General features: G+C 67.0%; 14 protein-coding genes and 1 tRNA gene. 8 read left to right on the forward strand and 7 right to left on the reverse strand.

Features of this window, described 5'->3' with window-relative positions; all coding sequences use genetic code 11:
* Nucleotides 1–20 precede the first annotated feature (20 nt).
* Complete coding sequence (locus WOA58_RS07490) at nt 21–1,415, forward strand: dihydrolipoyl dehydrogenase family protein (protein WP_340603564.1); 1,395 nt, start codon at nt 21–23, stop codon at nt 1,413–1,415.
* Nucleotides 1,416–1,706: 291 nt separating this feature from the next.
* On the opposite strand, the gene WOA58_RS07495 is transcribed toward WOA58_RS07490, so the two are convergent.
* Nucleotides 1,707–2,327: a ferredoxin--NADP reductase gene (locus tag WOA58_RS07495; protein ID WP_340603565.1), complete on the reverse strand. Its 621-nt coding sequence runs from the start codon at nt 2,325–2,327 to the stop codon at nt 1,707–1,709.
* Nucleotides 2,328–2,551: 224 nt separating this feature from the next.
* On the opposite strand from WOA58_RS07495, the gene WOA58_RS07500 reads away from it, so the two are divergent.
* The 3 genes from WOA58_RS07500 to mce all read left to right on the forward strand — a co-directional run bounded on the left by WOA58_RS07500 (nt 2,552) and on the right by mce (nt 5,631).
* Nucleotides 2,552–4,300 carry a 2-oxoacid:acceptor oxidoreductase subunit alpha gene (locus tag WOA58_RS07500; RefSeq protein WP_340603566.1) on the forward strand — a complete coding sequence of 583 codons (1,749 nt, stop codon included), beginning with the start codon at nt 2,552–2,554 and terminating at the stop codon, nt 4,298–4,300.
* Nucleotides 4,297–5,166 (forward strand): 2-oxoacid:ferredoxin oxidoreductase subunit beta, encoded by an 870-nt coding sequence (locus WOA58_RS07505; protein WP_340603567.1) that lies wholly within the window; start codon nt 4,297–4,299, stop codon nt 5,164–5,166. Before WOA58_RS07500 ends, WOA58_RS07505 begins: the two co-directional genes overlap by 4 nt.
* 78 nt (nt 5,167–5,244) lie before the next feature.
* Nucleotides 5,245–5,631, forward strand: a complete 387-nt coding sequence (mce, locus tag WOA58_RS07510) for a methylmalonyl-CoA epimerase (RefSeq protein WP_340603568.1) — start codon at nt 5,245–5,247, stop codon at nt 5,629–5,631.
* 267 nt (nt 5,632–5,898) lie between these two features.
* Here mce and WOA58_RS07515 read toward each other — a convergent pair whose 3' ends face one another.
* From WOA58_RS07515 to WOA58_RS07530, 4 genes are all read right to left on the reverse strand, one after another.
* Nucleotides 5,899–8,088, reverse strand: coding sequence for an elongation factor EF-2 (locus WOA58_RS07515; protein WP_340603569.1), 2,190 nt, complete (start codon nt 8,086–8,088; stop codon nt 5,899–5,901).
* A 395-nt stretch (nt 8,089–8,483) separates the two neighbouring features.
* Complete coding sequence (locus tag WOA58_RS07520) at nt 8,484–9,251, reverse strand: sulfite exporter TauE/SafE family protein (protein WP_340603570.1); 768 nt, start codon at nt 9,249–9,251, stop codon at nt 8,484–8,486.
* Between the two features lie 101 nt (nt 9,252–9,352).
* A complete protein-coding gene (locus tag WOA58_RS07525; protein ID WP_340603571.1) occupies nt 9,353–10,621 on the reverse strand; it encodes an Nramp family divalent metal transporter in 1,269 nt (422 codons plus the stop codon).
* Between the two features lie 195 nt (nt 10,622–10,816).
* The gene (locus WOA58_RS07530) at nt 10,817–12,067 is read right to left on the reverse strand and encodes a hypothetical protein (RefSeq protein WP_340603572.1); all 1,251 of its coding nucleotides are present in this window, start codon (nt 12,065–12,067) and stop codon (nt 10,817–10,819) included.
* 189 nt (nt 12,068–12,256) lie between these two features.
* Between WOA58_RS07530 and WOA58_RS07535 the strand changes: the two genes are divergently transcribed.
* Together WOA58_RS07535 and WOA58_RS07540 are read left to right on the forward strand one after the other, a co-directional pair.
* Nucleotides 12,257–12,329 (forward strand) — tRNA-Arg (locus WOA58_RS07535).
* Nucleotides 12,330–12,797: 468 nt separating this feature from the next.
* The gene (locus tag WOA58_RS07540; RefSeq protein WP_340603573.1) at nt 12,798–13,298 is read left to right on the forward strand and encodes a hypothetical protein; all 501 of its coding nucleotides are present in this window, start codon (nt 12,798–12,800) and stop codon (nt 13,296–13,298) included.
* A 284-nt stretch (nt 13,299–13,582) separates the two neighbouring features.
* On the opposite strand, the gene WOA58_RS07545 is transcribed toward WOA58_RS07540, so the two are convergent.
* Complete coding sequence (locus WOA58_RS07545) at nt 13,583–13,729, reverse strand: DUF1328 family protein (protein WP_340603574.1); 147 nt, start codon at nt 13,727–13,729, stop codon at nt 13,583–13,585.
* 180 nt (nt 13,730–13,909) lie between these two features.
* Here WOA58_RS07545 and WOA58_RS07550 point away from each other — a divergent pair, with 180 nt between their 5' ends.
* Nucleotides 13,910–14,530: a DUF309 domain-containing protein gene (locus WOA58_RS07550; RefSeq protein ID WP_390220741.1), complete on the forward strand. Its 621-nt coding sequence runs from the start codon at nt 13,910–13,912 to the stop codon at nt 14,528–14,530.
* 40 nt (nt 14,531–14,570) lie between these two features.
* A complete protein-coding gene (locus WOA58_RS07555) occupies nt 14,571–14,867 on the forward strand; it encodes a hypothetical protein (protein WP_340603576.1) in 297 nt (98 codons plus the stop codon).
* Here WOA58_RS07555 and azf read toward each other — a convergent pair.
* Nucleotides 14,858–15,601 (reverse strand): NAD-dependent glucose-6-phosphate dehydrogenase Azf, encoded by a 744-nt coding sequence (gene azf / locus WOA58_RS07560; RefSeq protein ID WP_340603577.1) that lies wholly within the window; start codon nt 15,599–15,601, stop codon nt 14,858–14,860. The genes WOA58_RS07555 and azf overlap by 10 nt on opposite strands.
* Nucleotides 15,602–15,657: the final 56 nt, after the last annotated feature.

The following is a 15,657-nucleotide window of genomic DNA, read 5'->3' on the forward strand; positions in this document are numbered from 1 at the left end:
TCCACACCGAACCAGGGGGCATGACACACGTCGCGATCGTCGGCGCCTACGGCAGCGCCGGCGTCGCCGTTGCGGAGTCACTGGCCGACAGGGGCGTCGAGCTGACCCTGATCGACGACGGCGACCCGGGCGGCGGGCTCTGTATCCTCCGGGGCTGTATGCCCTCGAAAGAGGTGCTTTCGGCCGCAGCTCACCGGTTCCAGGCCCGCCACGACAACCGGCTCTCCGGGATCCCCGAGGTCGACATCGGGGCGGTCGTCGAGCGAAAGGACCGCCAGGTCTCGGAGTTCGCCGAACACCGCCGTGACGCGGTCCACGAGCTCGCCGAGCGCGAGAACGTCGAGTTCATCCACGAGACGGCGCGCTTCGTCGACTCGCATACCCTCGCGGTCGGCGATCGGGAGATCGAGGCCGACTACGTCGTGATCGCGACCGGCTCGACGGTGAACGTCCCCGACCTCCCGGGGATCGACGAGGTCGATCCCATGACCAGCGCGGACGTCCTCGATACGACGGAGTTCCCCGACTCGGGGATCGTCATGGGCTTCGGCTACGTCGGCCTCGAACTCGTCCCCTATCTCTCGGAGGCCGCCGGGATGGAGCTCACCGTCATCGAGCACGACGAGCGGCCGATCGACGAGGCCCCCCCAGGGTACGGCGACACCGTTCTCGACCTCTACCGCGAGCAGTTCGGGATCGAGGTGCTGACGGACGCGACCGAGCGTTCGGTCGAGCGGGGCGAGGACGGCGGGGTCCGCATGGAGGTCGAACACGACGGGAGGACGGAGAGCCTCGAGGCCGACCAGCTGTTCGCGTTCACCGGCCGGAAGCCGAACCTAGACGGGCTGGGGCTCGAGAACACCGACCTCTCGCCTGAGGAGGGCTGGGTCGAGGACACGATGCGGGCACGCGACGACCCTCATACGTTCGTCGTCGGGGACGCCAACGGCCGCGAGCCGATCCTCCACGTCGCGAAGGAGCAGGGCTATCACGCCGCGGACAACCTCGTCGCCCACAAAGCGGGCCGCGAGCTGCTGCCCTACGAGAACGTCGTCCACCGCGTGATCTTCAGCGGGCTGGGGGTGTATCCGTTCGCCCGCGTCGGCCACACCGAGGAGAGCGCCCGCGAGGAGGGGTACGACCCGGAGGTCGTCACCCGCGCGGCCGCCAGCGACGGCGTGTTCAAGGTGAAGGACGTCCCCGAGGGGCTCGCGACGCTCGTGGTCGCACAGGACGGGACTGTGCTCGGCTACCAAGGGCTACACCACCACGCCGACTCGATGGCCAAGACGATGCAGATCGTCGTCGAGCTCGGGCTGGACGTCCGGGAGCTACCTGATAGAGCGTATCACCCGACGCTGCCGGAGATCCTCGACGGGCTGTTCCGGGAGACGAGCGCCCGGCTAGACGGATAGTCGCGGTTCACGGTAGTGGCGGCCGGCACGAGCGGAGCCGTCACTTCCGACGGCTCCGCGAGTGGGGCGGGGAAGGGCTGGTTCACTCGGGAGCGGCGCGTGACCGCGCGTCGCGACCCGGCGGTACCTGGTGGTCCTCGGAAATCTTCGATTTCCGGGATCTCGCGGGAACGGGGTTCCCGCGGACCTCGCGGCGACGTCGTCGCCGCTCAGCCCGAAAAGACCGCGAAGCGGTCTTTTCTTGGGACATGAAAAGGGCGAGGGCTGGCTGCCAAGCCAGCCCGAGGGCTTTCATCCGAAGTTCTCGACCTTCGCGTCGTCGGGGTCGCCGCCGGCGTCCTCGAGGGCGTCGAGCGCCTCGGTGACGAACTCCTGGAAGCCGTAGACGAAGACCTGCTGGCCGTCGTAGTAGCTCGCGACGTGGTCGGCCAGTTCGTCGGTGACGACGACGGTCGCGCCCGCCCCCTGAAGCTCGGCCAGCCGGTCCTCGTGGACGGGCTCGTCGTCGCAGTAGACGACCGTGGCGTCGTTGCCGTCGGCCAGCGCGCGCTCGCCGATGCCGACCGCGGGGCCGACGCCCGGCCCGCCCGCGAGGATCAGCGAGTCGGGTTCGTCCTCGTAGTAGGCGCTGCCGTAGGGGCCCTCGACGGTGACGGTCTCGCCCTCGGCGTCGACGATCCACGGCCCGAGCTCGCCCTCGGGGTCGATCCCGATGGTGGTCTCGAAGGTCTCGCCGACGTCGGGCGACGAGAGGGTGTAGAAGCGCGAGACGTGCTCGCCGTCGACGTCGGTCGACAGTTTGACGAACTGGCCGGGCCGCGCGTCGAAGCCCTCGGGGGTCTCGAGGTCGACCGCGACGGTGTCGCTGCCGACGTCCCTGACCGCCTCGATCGTCACGTCAGTGGGTTCCATGTCCGGGGATACCCGCGGTTCGAACAAAGGGCTTCCCCTCCCCGACGGCCCTGCCGAGGGTACGACGGCCGGGTCGTCCCGACCGGTTGGGGGCGTCGGTAGAGGGTGGCATATCGGCGCCCCGGCCTCCGACGTCCCGTAGTCGGCTGCTTGCGCCGGCAAGCGGGCAGCAAAGGGCGGTTACGGAAGGCTTTTTGTCCGCGGCCGGGCTACCCCTAACCCACATGCCTGAGGACTTAAACTGGGCCGTCGGCGGCGAAGCCGGCGACGGGATCGATTCGACGGGGAAGATCTTCGCCCAGGCTCTCTCACGGGCTGGACGACACGTCTTCACATCCAAGGACTTCGCATCGCGGATCCGCGGCGGCTACACCGCCTACAAGATCCGGACCTCAGTCGACGAGCTGAACAGCGTCGTCGACCGGCTCGACATCCTCGTTGCGCTGACCCAGCGCACCATCGACGAGAACCTCGACGAGCTCCACGAGGACAGCGTCGTCATCTACGACGGCGAGCGCTCGTGGGACGCCGAGGTGCCCGACGAGCAGATCCCCCTCGACGTGCCGCTCAAGTCGCTGGCGGAGGACGCCGGCGGCGCTATCATGCAGAACGTCGTCGCGCTCGGGGCCGCCTGTGAAGTGGCGAACTTCCCGATCGAACACCTCGACAGCGCCCTCGAGAAGCGCTTCGGCGACAAGGGCCAGAAGCTCGTGGACAACAACCAGGAGGCCGCCCGGAAGGGCCGGGACTACGTCCGCGAGAACTACGACCACGACTTCGGCTACGACCTCGACACCACCGACGAGGACTACGTGCTGCTCAACGGCGACGAGGCCATCGGGATGGGCGCGCTCGTCGCCGGCTGTCGGTTCTACGCGGGCTACCCGATCACCCCCGCGACGAACGTGATGGAGTACCTCACCGGTCGGATCGACGAGTACGGCGGCACCGTCGTGCAGGCCGAGGACGAGCTCTCGGCGATCAACATGGCGCTGGGCGCGGCACGGGCCGGCGCCCGCTCGATGACCGCCACCTCGGGGCCGGGGATCGACCTGATGACCGAGACGTTCGGCCTCATCGCGACCACCGAGACGCCGCTCGTGATCGCCGACGTGATGCGCTCGGGCCCCTCGACGGGGATGCCCACCAAACAGGAGCAGGGCGACCTGAACATGACGCTGTACGGCGGCCACGGCGAGATCCCTCGCTTCGTCCTCGCGCCGACGACGATCGCCGAGTGTTTCCACAAGACCATCGAGGCGTTCAACCTCGCCGAGAAGTACCAGACGCCGGTCTACGTGGTCTCGGACCTCGCGATGGCGGTGACCGAACAGACGTTCTCGCCCGAGGAGTTCGACATGGACGCCGTCGAGATCGACCGCGGGAAGGTCGTCGACGAGGACGACATCGACCAGTACATGGACGAGCAGGGTCGTTTCCAGCCCCACTACGACGCCGCCGACGGTATCAGCCCCCGGGCGTTCCCCGGCACCGTCGAGGGCGCACACATGACCACCGGCCTCGAGCACGACGAGCTGGGCCGGCGGACGGAGGACACCGACGAGCGGGTCCAGCAGGTCGACAAACGAAACCGGAAGGTCGAGACCGCCCAGAACGAGGAGGACTGGTCGCCCCGGGAGTTCGGCAACGAGGACGCGGAGAACCTCGTGCTCTCGTGGGGCTCGAACGAGGGCGCGATCAGGGAGGCGATGCAGGAGCTCGACATCGACGTGCGGTTCATCTCGGTGCCGTACATGTTCCCGCGGCCGGACCTGACCGAGGCCGTCGAGAGCGCCGAGAAGACCGTCGTCGTCGAGTGTAACGCGACGGGCCAGTTCGCGGACGTCGTCGAGCGCGACACCCTTACACGCGTCGAGCGCATCAACAAATACAACGGCGTCCGGTTCAACGCGGACGAACTCGTCGATCGGATCACGGAGGCGTTCGCCGCCGAATCGGAGGTTACAGCATGAGCTCTCAGGCACACTTCACCGACTTCAAGTCGGACAAGCAACCCACGTGGTGTCCCGGCTGCGGCGACTTCGGGACGATGAACGGCATGATGAAGGCACTGGCGAACACCGGCAACAGCCCGGACGACACCTTCATCTGCGCGGGGATCGGCTGCTCGGGCAAGATCGGCACGTACATGCACTCGTATGCGCTCCACGGCGTCCACGGGCGCGCGCTGCCGGTCGGCACCGGCGTGAAGCTCGCGAACCCCGACCTCGAAGTGATGGTCGCGGGCGGGGACGGCGACGGCTACTCGATCGGCGCGGGCCACTTCATCCACGCCGTCCGGCGGAACGTCGACATGACGTACGTCGTCATGGACAACAGGATCTACGGGCTGACGAAGGGGCAGTTCTCGCCGACCAGCCGCGAGGACTTCGAGACCTCGACCTCGCCCGAGGGGACCAAGCAGTCGCCGGTCCACCCGCTCGCGCTGGCGATGGCCGCCGGCGGCAGCTTCATCGCCCAGTCGTTCTCCTCGGACGCGATGCGTCACACCGAGATCATCGAGGAGGCCATCGAGCACGACGGCTTCTCGCTGGTCAACACCTACAGCCCGTGTGTGACGTTCAACGACGTCGACACCTACGACTTCTTCCGGGACTCGCTGATCGACCTCGAGGACGAGGAGGAGGAGCACGACCCCACCGACTACGACCAGGCCCGCGAGAAGATCATGGACTTCGATAACATCTATCAGGGCGTGCTCTACCAGGACGACGACAGCGTGGGCTACGAGAAGCGCCTCGGCATCGACGAGCCGATGAACGAGATCCCCGACGGTGCTCCCGAGGGCGCGATGGACCTCGTCCGCGAGTTCTACTGACGTCGGGTTTTTCGTTTTCGGAGGAGGCAGCGAGTCGCCGAGGGGCGAGACTATACCGACCGGCACGCTACGGGACGTATGCGCTTCGATCACGCCGGCATCGCGACCGACGATGCGGAGGGGCTGACCGAGCTGTTCGGGACCGTTTTCGACGCCCCGCTCGTCCACGAGGAGCGGTTCGACGGGATGGACGTGCGCTTTCTCGACCTCGGGAACGGCTGCTTCGAGCTGCTCGAGCCCCGCGAGGGCGGGACGATCGCCCGGTATCTCGAGCGAAACGGGCCGGGGATCCACCACCTCGCACTCGAGACCGATGACGTCGAGGCGGCGCTCGACGACGCCCGCGCGGAGGGGGTCGAGCTCATCGACGAGGAGCCCCGTCCCGGCGCGTGGGGCCACGAGGTCGCCTTCCTGCACCCGAAGTCCACGGGCGGGGTGCTGATCGAGTTCGTCGAGCACGGGTAGTCCGGTCGCTAGGGACCCGTGCTGGGTTCCCGCCGACGACCACCCCGTCGAGACATACTCGTGGCTCGGTGGACGACTGTCCGTAGAGAGCCGGAACTGGGCGTCTGCGGTGGCGGACCGGCGCGGCGAAGCCGCGCCGGCTTTTTGTCGCCGGAAATCTCAGATTTCCGGCTGCTAACCAGAACGCGAAGCGTTCTGGTGATGGAGGAGATTTTTCGAGAGAGGTGTGCGAACGAAGTGAGCACACCCGACGATGAAAAAGGTCCCTTAGAAGTAGTCGATCGACTCGGGCAGTTCGAGCTTCATGCCCTTTCGCTCGCGGATCTCCATGATGGTCTCGCGCTGGAGGGTGTCAGACATCACGCGGAAGCCGGCGTTCTCGGTGTTCCAGGAGGCCCGGCCCTCGGTGGCGCTCCGGATGTCGCTCGAGAAGCCGATCATCTCGTCGACGGGGGCGATTCCCTCGATGACCATGAGGTCGCCCTCCTGATACATGTCGTCGACGCGGCCACGGCGGCCCTGGATCTCGCCGCTGGCGGATCCCATGTGCTCGCTGGGAACGTCGATGCGGACGTTCTGGATGGGCTCGAGCAGCGCGATCTCGCCGGCGATGAGCGCGCGGTGGACCGCGCGTCGCACCGCGGGGATGACCTGTGCGGGACCCCGGTGAATGGTGTCCTCGTGCAGGCGCGCGTCGTTCAGGCGCAGCAGCGTCCCCTGGACGGGCTCGCCGGCGAGGGGACCCTCGTCGAGGGCGTCCTCGAGGCCCTCGATGACCAGCTCCATCGTCTCGTTGAGGTGCTGGATCCCCTTCGTGTCGTCGATCAGGATGTTGCTACCGAAGATGTGTTCGACGTTCTGGGAGGTGTCCTTGTCCATGCCGGTCTCCTGAAGCACCTCGCGGCGCTCCTGTTCGGGCATGTCCATCGAGACCTCGCCGAGCTTGATCTGCTCGACGATCTCCTCCGAGAGGGGTTCGGCGGTGAGGTAAAAGCGGTTGTGGCGGTTCGGCGAGATCCCCTCGACGGTGTCGGTGGGCTGCTGGATCGCCTCGCGGAAGACGACGATCGGCTCACCGGTGTTGACGGGAATTCCCTGGTTTCGCTCGATGCGCTGGGTGATCACTTCGAGGTGGAGCTCGCCCTGCCCGCTGATGAGGTGCTCGCCGGTGTCCTCGTTGATCGTGATCTGGATCGTGGGGTCCTCCTTCGAGACCTGTCGCAGCGTCTCGATGAGCTTCGGCAGGTCGTCCATGCTCTTGGCCTCGACGCTCTTGGTGATGACGGGCTCGGAGATGTGCTCGATCGACTCGAAGGGGGTCATCTCCACGGAGGAGACCGTCGAGCCGGCGATCGCGTCGCGCAGCCCGGTGACCGCGGCGATGTTGCCCGCGGGGACGTGTTCGACCTCCTCTCGCTCGCCGCCCATGTAGATGCCGACGGACTGGACGCGGTTCTTGCCCGCGGTACCCGAGACGTAGAGCTCCTGACCTTTCTCGATGGTGCCCGAGAAGACACGGCCCGCGGCGATCTCGCCGGCGTGGGGATCGATACCGATGTCGGTGACCATCAGGACGACCTCGCCCTCGTCGTCGACCAACCGCATGCCCTCCGCGAGGTCCGACTCGTCGTCGCCGCGCCAGATGCGCGGGATACGACGGGGCTGGGCTTCGACGGGGTTCGGGAAGTGCTCACAGACCATGTCCAGGACGACGTCCGACAGGGGCGTCCGGTCGTGGAGCTCCTGGCGCTCGTCGTTGCGCTCGAGTTCGATGATGTCGCCGAAGTCGATGCCGGTCGCCTGCATCGAGGGCATCGAGACGCCCCAGCGATAGAGCGCCGAGCCGAAGGCGACGGTGCCGTCCTCGACGGAGACCGTCCAGTCCTCGTCGATGTCGTCCATGTCCTCAGTCATCCCGCGGATGAGCTCGTTGACGTCGCCGATGACCGACATGAGACGCTGCTGCATCTCCTGGGGCCCCTCCTGGAGCTCGCTGATGAGCCGGTCGACCTTGTTGATGAACAGCGTCGGCTTGACGCCCTCCCGGAGCGCCTGGCGGACGACGGTCTCGGTCTGGGGCATCGCGCCCTCGACGGCGTCGACGACGACCAGGGCGCCGTCGACCGCGCGCATCGCGCGGGTGACGTCGCCGCCGAAGTCGACGTGACCCGGCGTGTCGATGAGGTTGATGAGGTGGTTGGTCTCCTCGTACTCGTGGGTCATCGAGACGTTCGCCGCGTCGATGGTGATGCCACGCTCCTGTTCGTCCTCCTCGGTGTCCATCATCAGCCGGGTGGCCTCGCCCTCGTCGGCGATCATGCCCGCGCCGGCCAGCAGGTTGTCGGTCAGCGTCGTCTTCCCGTGATCGACGTGTGCGGCGATGGCGATGTTCCGGATGTGGTCCGGGTTGTCCATCAGCCGTTCACACTCCTGAACGATCTTCTTTCGTCGGCCCATTACCGTCTTATATCGGAAGCGGGGTGAAAAGGGTAGTGTTTCGGCCCCGTTGCGGCGAATGCGGGAGGTGAAGCGAACCGCAGTGTTTCGGTGAGCGACACGGGAGCGAGGATCTTCAGGAACGGGGAGGAGGGCCCACTCTCGATGGCGACCATCGAATCCTCGTCCCACTTCGATGGCCGGTTCGAGCGGAGCCGCCACTCACGGCGGCTCTGCGAGTAGGGCGGGGGAGGGCTGGCGCCCTGAGAGCGGCGCGTGATCACGCGCCGCGACTCGGCGGCACCTGGTGGTCCTCGGAAATCTTCGATTTCCGGGACCCAGAAAGGCCGCTTCGCGGCCTTTCTTAGCGACATAAAAAGGGCGAGGGCTGGCTGCCAAGCCAGCCCGAGGGCTTTTCAGAGCAGCAGCGTCGGCGCCACCACGATCAGGACGACCCCCAGGATCACCCGCAGCCGGCCGGGATCGACCAGGTGGGCGACCTTCCAGCCGGCGACGACGCCGATCAGCTGGGGGATCCCCACGAGCAGCGCGACGGGGATCGACACCGCGCCCGCGAGCGCGTAGCTGGCGGCCGCGAACCCGGAGATGAACACCGACTGGACCTGCGCGACCGCGACGGCCACGAGCATCGGCACCCCGAGGACCACGAGGATCGGCACGGCGACGACGGGGCCGCCGACCCCGAGCAGCCCGCCGAGCACCCCGACCCCGAAGCCGATCGAGCCGATCAGGATCCGGCGCTGGCGGTCGGGGACGGCGTCGAGGCGGTTCGAGGGGCGCAGCCCGACTCGCTCGCGATAGACGATCACGCCGCCGATGCAGGCGACGAACGCCGATAGCAGGTAGCCGAAGACCGCCTCGGGCAACAGGAGGTTGAGCTGCGAGCCCGCGAGCGCGCCGAGGATGCTCGTCACGCTGAGAACGATCGCCATCTCGCGGGCGTGGCCCTGTGCGAACTCGCCCGACTGGAGGTAGACGAGGCTTCCCAGGAGGCCGGTCGCGACGAACGTCGCGCTGGCGGTGCCCGCGACCTCCGCGGTCGAGAGCGGCGACAGCGCGAACAGCGCGATCGTGACGAAGACGCCGCCGGGGCCGATCGCGGTGATCCCGACGCCGGCGAACAGCGCGATCAGCGCGAGGAGGGCGGCGAGTTCGGGGGACACTGTCGGGCGAAAACGGCCGGGGGTAATACGTCTGGTGGTCGGTGCGCGTCGTCGTTGGGGAGCCGCTCCGACGGGATCCCGGGACGCGGTCGGTCGACGGCCTACAGCCCGCCGCCGAAGAGCATGTCGATGAAGTCCTGCACCGCGAGCACCGCGAGGACGATCGCGAGCAGGACGAGCGCCGCGTTGACGGCGTTGTACTTCAGCGTGTTCGTGTGCTCGCCCATCGTCTCGCGGTCGTTGACCGCCCAGAACAGCAACGCCGCGGCCAGCGGCAGCCCGAAGATGCCGTTGTAGGTCGGGAACAGCACGACCATGTCGACGACGCCGAGGCCGAGCGTGGAGGCGACCAACGGCGAGAACACGCCGAAGCTCGTCCCGCCGACGAAGATGAGCTTGAACAGCCGGCTCTCCTTGGTCGGCTCCTCGCCCATCGCCTGCGGGATGATGTAGGCGGGCGTCCACATGATCGGGATGATGCTGTTGAACGCCGCGGCGGCGGTCCCGGCGACGAAGAGGATCATCGCCCACGCGCCGAACACCTCGACGAGCGCCTCGCCGGGCGTGATGAACGACTCGAGGGTGGTGTAGCCCAGCGCGGGCAGGAGCGCGGCGGCGACGATCAGGATCGCCATCGTCGTGATCCCTCCCACCGTATAGCCGACCGCGAGGTCCTTTCGCATCGTCGAGAGGTCGGATTCAGTGGTCCAGCCCTTCTTCTCGACGAGGATCGACTCGAGGAAGAAGTTGGGCCAGAGCGCGGTCGTCCCGAGCAGCCCGGCCGCGACGGTGAGCGCGGCGGTGTTGGGCACCGTCGGGACGAACCCGGTCGCGACCGCCGTCGGGTCCGCGCCGCTCGGGATCATGACGATCAGGAACATCGCCATCAGCGCGAGCATCATCGCGATCATGAAGTTCTCGACGAGGTCGTAGTTCAGCAGGCCGACCCCCATCGCGACGAACGTCGTCACGACCGCGACCGGCTGCCAGGCGACCGCCCCGCCGGTGACGAACTGGACGGCTGCCCCGACCGCGGCGACCAGGCCGATGGTCCAGGCGACACAGCCGATCGAGAGGAACAGCGCGACGGCCGTCGCGCCGCCCCGCCCGAGCTTGCGCCTGACGAACACCATCAACGAGGTGCCGTGGATGCCGAGCCGGGCACTCATGTCCTGGGCCATGAAGCCCAGCAGCGCCGCGCCGACGACCGCCCACAGCAGGGTGTAGCCGTGTGCGACGCCGGCCTGGCTCGCGATGAACACCGAGCCGGAGCCGAAGTAGCTCGCGACCATCACGAACGCGAGCCCGTATTCCTTGATTACCGCCGATACCCCGCCGAGCCGACCGCGTGACGTGTGATCCGTTGCCATTGATGTCAGTAGTAAAATAGGTCCCGGAAACTCCCTCGCTACGGACCTGCCCGTTACTATCCGGTTATTGAAAATAAGCGCTCCGCTTTCGGGAGCCGTCGTCGCCCGCCGGGCAACGATGTCGCAGACCACGGCACCGAGATCCTTCGATGGCGGGGATCGAAGAGCGTGCTCTCCCGATCGAACCGGGATCGCTCACGAGCGGCGGTGGTAGGCGTATCCGCCGGCGGTGCCGAGCAGCGCCGCGCCGGCGAGCCCGGAGTCCAGGGTGGCGCCGTCGGCGTCGATCGTCACGTCGTATCGGTCGGTCTCGCCGGCGCCGACCGACCCCTCGAGCGTCTCCTCGAGATAGGTCCGGTTCCGACCGCCGGCGTAGAGGTCGATGGCGTACTCGCCGGCCTCCCGGCCGGTGACCGAGATCCTGTAAGTGCCCTCGGATGCGCCGTACCGATAGTGGAGGGGATCGACGCCGCCGGTACGGGCGAGCCGGCGGCCGCTCGGGTCGACGACGTGCGTCCGGACGGCGGGGTCGCCCGTGACGAACAGCGTCGTGCCGAACAGCCTGTCGTAGAGAGAGGCGTCCGCGAGGGGACCGGACTCGTCGCGCGCGCTGATGGAGCGATCGTACTCGTTGTGGAGGAAGTGATCATACCCCGCCCCGTACTCGATGGGGTCCGGGGCGGGCGACCCGCCGCCCGTGTGGACTTCGATGGTGTAGGTAAACCGATCGTAGACCTCCGCGCGGTAGTTCGGGTCGTAAGCGATGAGATCCACCCGATCGGAGTGGCGCTCGTAGTCGTAGACGAGGATCTGGTGGGAGCGAAGCGAATCCTCCGAGAAGACGGTGATGCCCGCCGTTCCGAACGTGTCGATCATCGCGATCAGGTCGGCGATCTGGGACTCGTAGTCGATCAGCGACGGATCGAGGAGGGCGTACCGACCGAGCCAGGCGTGGAGATCGAGGTACTGGGTGGTATGGTAGTCGATGATCTCGTCGAGGACCGGCGTCCGGTCGCTCGTTCGGGGTGCGTACGGGTCCATGACGTCGCTCGCGAGGTCGAAACCGCCGGGAATCGAGCCGGGGCGTTCGAAGTACTGCTGGGCGGCGAAGACCATGCCGTAGCAGTAGCCGTTGGTCCGCGTCGCCTCGAGCAGGCCCTCGCGGGCGTGGCGGGCGAGCGCGTCGACGAGCCCGTCGGGCAGGTCCGACATCGGCCGGTCGAAGACACGCTCGAACGGCTCGCGCCAGCCCTCCTTGAGGGCCGCATCGGTACCGGGGAAGGGTCCGTCCTGGACGCGCCAGTTGTAAAACCCGAAGCCGTGGCGGGTCGGGTCGAACGACCGGTCGGCGTCGACCGATCTCGTCGTCGCCGTCGCCCCGCCAAGCACCGGGGTGACCGCCGTGGCGACGACCGACGCGGCGGCAAGCACCGATCGACGTGTCACACCACGACCATCCTCGTCGGGAGATGGCCGCCGTGTCGGCTCAGAGTCGCTCACGGGAGGTCACGCCAGAAACAAGACAGAAATAATATATAAGTTCTAAATAACGACTGGGTGATCAGACGCGGTCACGTGACGGTAAGCGGGTCGGATCGTAACCCCTTTAAACGGAACCGGCATAGCGTGAGATGAGTCCTGATAGGGTAGTGGACCATCCTACGGGCTTGCGGAGCCTGTGACCGGAGTTCAAATCTCCGTCAGGACGCTCATTTCATTCGCGGCCTGACTTGCCTCACGCTCACTGCGTTCGCGTGAGACTCCGTCAGGACGCTTTCGGAACCCGGCGAGCGAAGCGAACCGTTCGTGTTCCGAGAACGGACGGTGCGAGGATTTGAACAGGGAGTGAAGCGAACGCAGTGAGCGTGAGACTCCGTCAGGAGGTTCGTTTCACACCGGAGCTACCGCGCCGGTTTTTGACGAGTCGAAGATCCGGTAGATCCGTATCCCGACGTGTACTCCACCCGCTGTCGCTCTCGTGCGTGGAACTGCCGTCGAGACGTTTCTTCTGTCGGTACGAGCGAAACGCAGCGACCGAGCCGTCACCCGCATCTCGGTCGAGGGGTAGTGATGCTCCGATCCGGACGGCAAGCTGGCCGCGTCCGGCGGTTCTTTGCATACTGTTACCATCCAACTACAAAACCTTTTTTATATATTTATATGAGACTAGAGGAGTATGAACGATCGGAGATACAGCCGGAGGCGGGTCGTCCTCGCCGCCGGGAGCGCCGCACTCGTCGGACTGGCGGGCTGTGCCGACGACGAGAACGGCGACGACGAGGAGGAGAACGGCGAAAACGGCGATGACGACGGCGACGACATCGACCTCGACGAGGGAGACGACGCGCCGGAGCTGACGATCAGCCTCGAGAACGAGGACGGCGAGCCGGTCTCGACCGGCGTCGAGATCTCGGTCGAGGAGCTCGACGGCGTCACGACCCACAACATCAGCGAGGAGACCCTCGAGGACGGCGAGGCCAGCCCCGAGTCCGAACTCGAGCCGGGCGACTACCTGATCACCGTCGAGAGCCTCGAAGAGGAGTTCGAGCCCCAGGAGGAGGAAGTCACCCTCGAGGAGGGCGAGGAGGAAGAAGTCACCTTCACCCTCGAGGGCGCGACGGCCGACGAGGACGCCGACGTCGACGAGGAGGAAGCGGAAGAGGAAGACGAGGGCTGATCGGCCCGGCGGTCACGGGCGTTCGGTTTTTTCGCGTTTCTTGTCACCGTCATCCCCGAATCGTATCCGATCGCTAACCAAAGCTATATCCCATGGTACCCCTAGACAAGGGTGTATGCAGGAGCAGTACTGTGGGTGGTGTGGGGCGAAGACCGTCGGGTCCTACGATCGACAGGGGGAGACCTGGGTATGTGGGATCTGCAACGTCTCGGACCGTATTCCCGGAGAATCAGGCCACTACGGTATCCAGTAAACCGCGTCGTCCGCGAGGCCGTCGGCCGACCTCACAGAACGAGCGAGATGATCGCCAGGACCAGGAACGCGAGCACCAGCCATTTGGCGATCGTCATCGACAGTCCCGCGACCCCGCCGGCGCCGAGAGCCCCGGCCACGATCGCGAGGATGAAAAACAGGATCGCGAGCTCAAGCATGGCTCACACCTCCCTGTCCGTCCGCGGCGTGCGTCGTCGCGAGCGCCGTCTGTCGACCGACATGAGTAGTGTTCATGTCACACCAACAAACTACGACTCGCCGGAGATATTCGGCGCTTGCAAATGCAGACATCTTATATGAACGACGACGGAAACGCGCCCCGCGGCCGGGAATCGGCGATGGAGCGGGCGCTCCACGTCGGCGTCGCGATCCACAACGCCGGCCACTACCACGCCGCCCACGACGCGTGGGAGGAGCCGTGGCTCGAGCTCCCCGAGGGCGACGACGAACGCCTGCTTCACGGGCTGATCCAGTACACCGCTGCGATCCACCACGCACGGAACCGGAACTGGGCGGGCGCGACCGGCCTCGCCGGGAGCGCCCGGGAGTATCTCGACGGGCTTCCGACCGACTACAGAGGTCTGGACCTCGGGCCGGTCCGGGAGGCGCTCTCGGCTCTCGAGAGCGATCCCGAGTGGATCGAACGGACGAGCCCGCCCCCGCTCGTCCACCGGGGCGAGGCGCCCTCACTTCCGGGGCTCAGGGTCGAGGAGTGTCTCGACGCCGCCCCGCTCGTCGCGGCAGCCGAGGGCTATGGGGTCGAACCCGTCGAACGGGGCTGTGAGTACGCCCGCGAGGCAATCGCGGCCGACGAATCGAACGCCTTCCTCGCGCTCTGTACCGACTTCGTCCGCGATCCCGCCCGCCGTGGGCTCGTCTACGGTCGGCTCGCCGAGCACGTCGACCGGCGGCGGGTCCGCGAGCGCGACGTCGAGGGACTGTTCGACCCCGGCAACTGACGGCAATGTTTCAATAGGCGGGCGCAACCAAGGGACGGACATGCAGTACAGCACCGCAGACGGCGACGACATCCGCGTGTTCATCACTGCCGGCGAGGTCAACAACGATCCCGACAGGGAGATCGAGTTCGAGGAGGTGACCGTCTCGGTTCACAAAAACGAGATCGAGGGCCGCATCCGCAGCCGGACCGACGAGGACTCGATCGAGGAGCTCGCGCGCAGCGACCGGCCGGCGCGCATCGAGGTCGAACCGCTCGGGGATACCGGCGCGCGGACGATCGAGGCGCGCGTCGAGAACCGCTCGGGCGAGCTCGAGATCACCGGCGTTCAGTCGTAGTCGGCGGAGTTGTCCCGCGGGTCGTAGCCCAGCACCTCCCGGGCGCGCTCGATCGAGTAGTACTTGCGGTCGTTATCGGAGATACCGTAGACGATCTCGTAGCCGTAATCGGCTTCGAGACACCGATCGAAGAGATGCGCGCAGTCCCGATGGGAGAGCCACATCGCCTGTCCGCGCTCGTAGTCCTTCGGCGGGTGGCCCTCCGTGAGGTTGCCGATCCGCACGCAGGCGACGCTCAGACCGTGTTCGTCGTGGAAGAACCGCCCTAAGGTCTCGCCGGCGGCCTTCGAGACGCCGTAGCGGTTGCTCGGTCGGGGCAGCTCCGCGCCGTCGAGGGCGAACCCGTCGTCGGGGCGGTAGATGTCGGGGGTCCGATCGGCGGTCTCGTAGGCGCCGACCGCGTGGTTCGAGGAGGCGAAGACGAACCGGTCGACGCCGGCGTCGACGGCCGCCTCCAGCACCGTGTGGGTGCCGTCGATGTTGTTGCGGAGGACGCTGTCCCAGGGGGCCTCGGGGCGGGGGTCGCCCGCCAGGTGGACCACCGCGCCGATCCCCTCCATCGCCTCGCGAACGTCGTCGTAGTCGGTGATATCGCAGACGACGAACTCGCCGGGCCGATCCTCGGCCGGCGGCTCGCGGTCGAGCAGGCGCCAGTCGTACTCATCGGCGAGACGCTCGACGATCGCGCGGCCGACCCGTCCCTCGGACCCGGTCAGCAAGACGGGAGCGTCCATTCAGTTGAGGGGTCGCCGCCGAACCCTAAGAAACGTGCGATTCGCGCGGCGATCCG

It is taken from the genome of Halalkalicoccus tibetensis (genome assembly GCF_037996645.1).
In the GTDB taxonomy this organism is placed as follows: domain Archaea; phylum Halobacteriota; class Halobacteria; order Halobacteriales; family Halalkalicoccaceae; genus Halalkalicoccus; species Halalkalicoccus tibetensis.